Origin of the sequence: Globicatella sanguinis NBRC 15551 (assembly GCF_001552295.1) — a bacterium.
In the GTDB taxonomy this organism is placed as follows: Bacteria; Bacillota; Bacilli; order Lactobacillales; family Aerococcaceae; genus Globicatella; species Globicatella sanguinis.
Map to the genome: position 1 here is coordinate 1 of NZ_BCQX01000130.1, position 6,249 is coordinate 6,249.

General features: G+C 36.7%; 2 protein-coding genes and 1 pseudogene. 2 read left to right on the forward strand and 1 reads right to left on the reverse strand.

The window, feature by feature from the left end:
• Positions 1 to 233: 233 nt before the first annotated feature.
• On the reverse strand, positions 234 to 842 hold the full coding sequence (gene plsY / locus GSA01S_RS09000) for a glycerol-3-phosphate 1-O-acyltransferase PlsY (protein ID WP_066126802.1): 609 nt from the start codon (positions 840 to 842) through the stop codon (positions 234 to 236).
• A 460-nt stretch (positions 843 to 1,302) separates the two neighbouring features.
• On the opposite strand from plsY, the pseudogene parE reads away from it, so the two are divergent.
• Both parE and parC read left to right on the forward strand, forming a co-directional pair.
• Positions 1,303 to 3,306, forward strand: a pseudogene (gene parE, locus GSA01S_RS09005) (DNA topoisomerase IV subunit B); the annotation flags it as partial.
• Positions 3,307 to 3,613: 307 nt separating this feature from the next.
• Entirely contained in the window at positions 3,614 to 6,091 is a 2,478-nt protein-coding gene (gene parC, locus GSA01S_RS09010) for a DNA topoisomerase IV subunit A (RefSeq protein ID WP_066126804.1), read from the forward strand.
• Positions 6,092 to 6,249 lie beyond the last annotated feature (158 nt).

Genomic DNA, 6,249 nt, shown 5'->3' on the forward strand with positions numbered 1-6,249 from the left:
ACTTCTTGCCCACTCCCTGAAATCACACTTAAGAATAGGTGAATTTCATGGAAAGATACAAGTAGGCGTTACTGTATGATTTTACTCATGAGCATAAGCACAAGCTGCAAAGACAACATAACCGAACTTTTTTGCCCAAGCTATCCCTAGAAAACAAGCAAGCCATCCGCATAAAAACGGATGGCAAGTAAATATTATTAAATAAATATTTGATAACATTAAAATAGGTGATATTAGTTATTATTTGTTGGTTTTCTAAGACCGAAATTGATGCGACTTTCTTCACCTTTCATAAGACGGACCACATTAGTACGATGACGATAAATCATAAAGGCGGCGATTGCGATAAAGCCAAGACCAAATATTAACGGTTGGGTAATTAAAACATATAAGGCTGCTAATGAAAAACTCGTTAAGGCGGCTAAACTAATAGTGCTCGTTAAATAGATTAATAAAAATAACAATAATACAAAGCTTAAACCAATGAAAAAATTATAACCAGCTAATACTGCAAAAGAAGTGGCGACCACTTTTCCACCACGAAAATTGGCAAAAATAGGATAAGCATGACCTAAAATAGCGGCTATACCGGCTCCCATTATTACCCAATCAGTATTAGGATAAAAGTAATGTGCAAGTATCATCGCCACCAGTCCTTTTAGAACATCAATGACCGTTACAAAAATAGCAGCTTTAAATCCAAAATTACGTCCAATATTGGTGGCGCCACTATTACCACTACCCAATTCACGCACATCAATCTGGTGTTTAATTTTTGAGTACCAAACACCAGTTGGAATTGATCCTAATAAATAACAAATAAATAAAAATATAAATTGCATAATAAACCTCCATCTTTGGATATACGCTACTATTTTACATTAAATAAAGTGAAACAACAATGCTTAACGTATCATAATTAAGACAGCTGTAAGTTTATAATGCATTTATGATTATTTAAACAGCCATATATGTGGTTGTGTAATAAACTTTATAAATTTGTTTGGTTCCATTTATTTATGTATTTATTTTACTTATTTTACAGCGCAGTGGTTGAGTGGCCTCAACCTGTGCAGGGTTAGGCCGACGAAGCGAAAGTTATTCTATTTTCTACTTTAGGTCTACTCCCAACTGTGCTGGGGCGGGCAGGCGAATCGAAAATCATTCAATTTTCTACTTCTGGCCCACTTCAATGTAAGTTGTATTTGCTTAAATTACAAATTTCAAGTAATATTTGAAAAGCAGTAAAGTTATTTGCTATTATAGAAGAGTTGAATATAAGAAAATTTTAGAGGTGATTAAATGTCAGAAACTAAGACGACACCAATTCAATATAATGATGACGCGATTCAAATATTGGAAGGTTTGGACGCAGTAAGAAAAAGACCAGGGATGTATATCGGTTCGACAGACCAAAGAGGATTACATCATTTAATTTATGAGATTGTTGATAATTCAGTCGACGAAGCTTTATCTGGTTTTGCTGATTATATTAAAGTAGAAATTAAAGCAGATGGTAGTGTTCGAGTACAAGATAATGGCCGCGGGATGCCAGTTGGTCAGCATGCAAGTGGGGTACCGACCATTCAAGTTATCTTAACTGTCCTCCATGCGGGTGGTAAGTTTGGTCAAGGGGGCTATAAATCTTCCGGAGGACTTCATGGTGTTGGTGCAAGTGTGGTTAATGCATTGTCTTCCTGGTTAGAAGTGACCGTTGAACGTGATGGCAATCTTTATCGAATGCGATTTGAAAATGGAGGGAAACCTGCTTCAAAATTAGTTAAATCAAAAGCTTCAAGTAAAACGGCTCATGGTACTACCGTGCATTTTATGCCAGATAAAAGTATTTTTGGTAGTGCTCATATTAATTCCGAAGTGATTGCTGAACGATTAAGAGAATCTGCCTTTTTATTAAAGGGGTTAGCGATTGAACTAGTAGATGAACGCCATGACTACCAAGAAATTTTTCATTATGAAAAAGGATTAGAAGATTTTATTCAATATTTAAATGAAGAAAAAGATGTATTGGGAGATGCGTTCAGTTTTTCAGCGGCAGTGGAAGAATTTGAAGTTGATTTTTCAATGCAATACAATGACGGATACTCCGAAACAATTTTATCATTTGCTAATAATGTTCGGACTGCTTCTGGAGGAACGCATGAAGTCGGTATGAAAACCGGGATTACCAAAGCATTTAATGATTACGGTCGTAAAGTAGGTCTAATTAAGGAAAAAGATAAAAACTTAGAAGGTAGTGATGTTCGCGAAGGTTTGACCGCGGTGGTGTCTGTTCGTATTCCAGAACAATACTTACAATTCGAAGGGCAAACTAAAGAAAAATTGGGTACACCCAAAGCTCGTCCTTTAGTAGAGAATTTAATGTATGAACGTCTTTCAAGTTTCTTAAATGAAAATGGGAATTTTAGCCAAATGATCTTACGCAAGGCGATTCGTGCTCGTGAAACTCGCGAATTAGCGCGTAAAGCTAGAGAAGCCGCTCGTAGTGGGACGAAGAAATCGGCACAAGAAAAATTGATTTCTGGTAAGCTAACCAAAGCCCAGTCAAAAGATGCGAGTAAAAATGAATTATACCTAGTCGAGGGTGATTCAGCGGGTGGGTCCGCAAAATTAGGTCGTGACCGTCGTTATCAAGCTATTTTGCCATTACGTGGTAAAGTAATTAATACTGAAAAAGCGTCAATGCAAGACATTATGAAAAACGAAGAAATCAATACGATGATTTATACTATCGGGGCAGGAGTAGGAACTGATTTTGATATTAATTCCTGTAATTATGACAAAATTATTATTATGACCGATGCGGATACCGATGGGGCTCATATTCAGGTCTTACTCTTGACTTTCTTTTATCGTTATATGAAACCACTACTTGAAGCTGGAAAAGTTTATTTGGCAATGCCACCATTATATAAAGTTTCAAAAGGTTCTGGTAAGAAACAACAAGTAGAATATGCTTGGACCGATGAGGAGTTACAATCAGCGATTAAGAAGATTGGGCGAGGCTATATTTTACAACGTTATAAAGGTTTAGGGGAAATGAATGCAGACCAATTATGGGAAACAACGATGAACCCAGATTCTCGAATTTTAATACGTGTGACGATTGATGATGCGGCGCAGGTTGAACGCCGTGTGACGACCTTAATGGGTGCGAAAGTTGAACCGCGTCGTAAATGGATTGAAAGTAATGTTCAATTCACGATGGATGAAGAAGATACTTTATTAAAAGAAAATCAAGGGACTAGTCAGTCTACTGACCAAGCAACAGAAGAGTTAATTAAAGAAGCACATGGATTGAAAGATGACGAAATAGACACATTGGAAGAAGCTCTGGATTTAGAAGAACTTGATAATGGTAGTTCTGACCATTATGTAGTAGACGTGACCGAACAGAATTCAAAAGGCACCAAAAATACTACTAATAGTAAAAGCAAAGCGCAATCAATGGCCAACCGTCCACCGGCCAAAACAACAAATAAAAAATCGGCTCAATCAAAATCAAAAGCAAAGACAGTAAAAAAAGAGAACAATAAGCCATTGGATAATGAAGATGATGAAAATGGCCAGTTAGAATTATTTTAGGAGGTAAAACATGGTAAAGGAAAATATTCAAGAATTAAATTTTGCCAGTGTCATTGGAGATCGTTTTGGACGTTATTCTAAATACATCATCCAAGACCGTGCTTTACCTGATATTCGTGATGGATTAAAACCGGTACAACGCCGTATTTTATTTGCAATGTACATGGACCGCAATACCGCTAGTAATCCATACCGTAAGTCTGCTAAGACAGTAGGGAATGTAATTGGTAATTATCATCCTCATGGGGATTCTTCTGTTTATGAAGCGATGGTCCGCATGAGTCAAGATTGGAAATTGCGTGAAACTTTAATCGATATGCATGGTAATAACGGGAGTATGGATGGCGACCCAGCAGCGGCTATGCGTTATACAGAAGCGCGTTTATCACCCATTGCCGATGAGTTATTACGTGATATTCAACATGAGACGGTTGAGTATCTGCTAAACTTTGACGATACATTAGAAGAGCCAACTGTTTTACCTGCTCGTTTTCCAAATTTATTAGTCAATGGTGCCACCGGTATTTCTGCTGGTTATGCTACTGAGATACCACCTCATAATTTAGGAGAAGTAATTGATGCGGTTATCTATATGCTAACCCATAAGCGTTATCGTTTAGACGATATTATAAAATTAATTCCTGCACCTGATTTTCCGACTGGTGCGATTATTCAAGGGGCAGACCAAATTCGTAAAGCGTATGAAACGGGTCAAGGAAAAATTGTCGTACGTTCTTTAACTGAAATAGAAGACTTAAAAGGTAATAAGCAACAAATTGTGGTGACGGAATTACCATTTGATGTTAATAAAGCCAAATTAATTCAACGTTTAGATGATATTCGTATTCAGAAGAAAATTGAAGGGATATCGGAAGTTCGTGATGAAAGTGACCGAAATGGTGTGCGCGTGGTCATTGAATTAAAACGTGAAGTGAATGCTGAAGGCATCTTACAATATTTATTAAAAAATACTGAATTACAAGTTAATTATCACTTTAATATGGTCGCTATCCATAATCGCCGTCCGGAAGTGGTAGGCTTAATGCAAATGTTGGAAGCATATATTGATCATCAAAAAGAGGTGATTACGAAGCGTACCAAGCATATGTTAGCAACCGATAAAAAACGACTACATATTGTAGAAGGTTTGATTCGGGTTGTGTCCATTTTAGACGAAGTGATTGCCGTTATTCGAAACTCGGATAATAAAGCAGATGCTAAGCGCAACTTAGAGCGTGAATTTGATTTTTCAGAAGTTCAATCTGAATCAATCGTTAACTTACAATTATATCGTTTAACCAATACGGATATCGAGGCATTACAAAATGAAAAGCTTGAATTAAATGAGCGAATCATGATGTATCAAAATATTTTAAATAATGAAGATATCTTGAAAAAAGTATTGGCCAATGAATTAAAAGACATTAAAAAACGTTTTGCATCACCAAGAAGAACCATTGTTCAAGATAAAGTTGAAGAAATTATTGTCGAAACGAGTATTATGATTCCCGAAGAACAGGTTTATGTATCGGTAACGAATGAAGGCTATATCAAACGCACCAGTGTCCGCTCATTTAGCGCTTCCGACACGACTGACTTAGGAAGTCGTGATTTGGATTATCCAATCTTTGTAAAAGAGATGAGTACGCATGACGCGATTGTGTTAATTACGAATAAAGGAAACTATATTCATTTACCAGTTCATGAATTACCAGATATTCGTTGGAAAGATATGGGAATGCATATTTCAACCAATTATCATTTAGAAGATGGAGAGCAGTTAATTGCCGCTTTTAAATCGGTAATGGAACCAGATAAATTAAAACCTGAAGCTAATCCAACATTGGTATTGACTTCCCGTAATGGCAAAATTAAGCAAACAACTTTATCACAATTTACAACTTATCGTAGCTATAAAACTAAGACGATGATGGCGATGAAATTACAAGATAAAGAAGATGAATTGGTGTCAGTCCACCTAGCAAAAGTGGATCACGATTATCAAGTGGTTGTGATTACTGAGAAAAGTTATGGTGTCCGTTATGAATTGTCAGAAGTGGCGATTAGCGGAACCAAAGCGCAAGGTGTAGTGGCGATTAACTTGAAGGATGACGATCAAGTAGTCGCTTCATTATTAATTGATAAAGCGGTGGAACGTCCACAATTATTAGCATTAACTCAAAGAGGAAATATTAAACGCTTTGACGTAGAGGTTATCTCGCAAGTGAATAATCGCTCAAGTCGGGGACATTTATTATTAAAAGAATTAAAAACGAATCCACATCGCTTTATTCAAGTTTTAGCTTTACAAAAAGGCAATATTCCAGTCGTTATCTTAGGTGACACTGGTAAAACACACGAAATTAAGGCGATGGATATTGCTTTAACCGACCGCTTATCAAACGGATCCGCTATTCAAGGTTTAGAAACTTTAGGTAAAGTTGTCGGAATGTATCCTGCTCGCTTAAAAATGTTAGATGAGGAATAGTTTTATTTCGATAGGCTCCATCAATAGGATGATAAATATTGATGGGGTCTTTTTTATTTATTTAGGGTGTGAAATGGGAGTGGGCAAGAAGTAGAAAATTGAATAATTTTCGCTTAGTTGGCCTACCACCGCACAGATGAGTAGGTCTCAAACAAGTC